Origin of the sequence: Pedobacter chitinilyticus, assembly GCF_003313385.1 — a bacterium.
GTDB lineage: Bacteria > Bacteroidota > Bacteroidia > Sphingobacteriales > Sphingobacteriaceae > Pedobacter > Pedobacter chitinilyticus.
On sequence record NZ_QMHN01000001.1, the window covers coordinates 271,681 to 273,572 of the forward strand.

Below are 1,892 nucleotides of genomic sequence, written 5' to 3' on the forward strand. Positions count from 1 at the left end.
AATGAAACGTATCACTACCTTTTTACTTGTTTCGCTATGCGCAAATGCCATGGCACAGGAAACCTTGCAAACTGTTACCGATAGAGGGAACACCACCAGTAATCCAATTGCCGTGAATAGCATTACTCAGTTTGGCAGTAGGATAACCGCTTATGGCTATAATCAGGGCTATTTCGATGTGTACAATAACACCAATCAATCTATTTCTTTAAACTTAAAAAGATCAGATGGTGCGCAAGTATTTGGGATAGATGGACATAGCATGACTACTTACTTTGGCGGGAAGTTAGGGATAGGTGTCGCTAATCCGTCCTCTATGTTAGATATTCATGTGGGCGCAGGTTCAACAGACGGTACGGTAGGTTTAAAAATAGGGTCGATAAATAATCACCCAAGTTTAGAACTGGGTGTTGAAAATAATTACGATGCACAAATCAGGACCTATGGAAACGATCTTAACTTATATGCAGGTCACTTTCGAAATGTAGGAAATCAATCTACAGAAAATCATTCTATGAGGTTTTTTACGAGTAAGGCTGGTTCTACCAATTGGAGTATTGCCAAAATGATTTTGAATGAAGATGGGAATTTAGGAATTGGAATAGCAACGCCACAAGAGAAGCTAGCAGTAAATGGTAAAATAAGAGCCAAAGAAATTAAAGTAGAAGCTACTGGTTGGCCAGATTACGTGTTTAAACCTGATTATAAACTCAATACTTTGCCTGAGCTGGAAGCTTATATTAAAGTTAATGGGCATTTGCCAGGAGTACCTGCTGCAGCAGAAGTAGAAAAGGAAGGTGTAGCACTAGGGGAGATGAACAAGATTTTATTGAAGAAGATAGAGGAAATGACGTTGCTTTTAATAGAAAAAGATAAGCAATTAACGGCACACGAAAAAAAAGACAAAAGTTTGGAAGACCGATTATTGGAATTGGAGAGAATAATAAAAGTCAAAAAATAATAAAACTATTAGAATCAAAATGAAACGTATCACTACCTTTTTACTTGTTTCGCTATGCGCAAATGCCATGGCGCAGGAAACCCTTCAAACCGTTACCGATAGAGGGAATAGCGCACAAAATTCTATTACAATTGGTTCAGGGCCTGTAAATAGTAATACCTCTAAAATATTTTTGAGAAATAACTTTGGTCGAACTTGGGCGCTTAGTTCTGGAGCCAACATGATTAACGAAAATGATTTTAGTATATGGAACTGGACGAACGATAGTACTACTCCTAAGCTCTTAATTAGTGATGCAGGAAATGTTGGTATTGGTTTAGTTAGCCCACTTGCTAAGTTACATGTAAATGGGTTGATTAGAGGTACAAGCAATCAAGCCGATGATCATAGTGGGCTTTTCGAAAGTCTTTCATCACTAGGCTATGGGTTGTATTCGAGAGGTGGAGGTGGAACTGTAGATAGATATTCTTTTAGCTTCAATAATTATAACGGTGTTCCAATAATGTTCGCAGATGGAAGTGGCAATGTAGGTATTGGAACAAATACACCTTCAACAGGTTTGCAATTAGGAAATTTAGGAAATAACATTGCAGCTAAGCAAATTTCCATCCCTGGAAATTACAATTTCGAGGTTTTAAAGTTAGGGCAAATTGGAAATGGAAATGCTGCTCTTGAAATCGTTAACCACGCTGGTGTTGATGTGTCGTATGGCGTAAAAATAAAAGCAGATATTGATCATGGCGGCCCAGGATTACAGTTGCAGTATGCACCAACAGCTAATGACTATAGTTCATTGCAATATCAGACGGGCTTATTCTTATCGGCAGCTAATGGCGATATAGGGATAGGTACAACTACTCCACAAGAAAAACTTTCCGTAAACGGTAAAATAAGAGCCAAAGAAATTAAGGTAGAAGCTACTGGTTGGCCT

The 1,892-nt window shown here is 38.3% G+C and carries 2 pseudogenes; both read left to right on the plus strand.

The features are described from left to right. Positions 1 to 961 (plus strand): annotated as a pseudogene (locus DUT70_RS01100) (hypothetical protein); the annotation flags it as partial. A gap of 19 nt (positions 962 to 980) precedes the next feature. Then, positions 981 to 1,892 (plus strand): annotated as a pseudogene (locus DUT70_RS01105) (hypothetical protein); the annotation flags it as partial.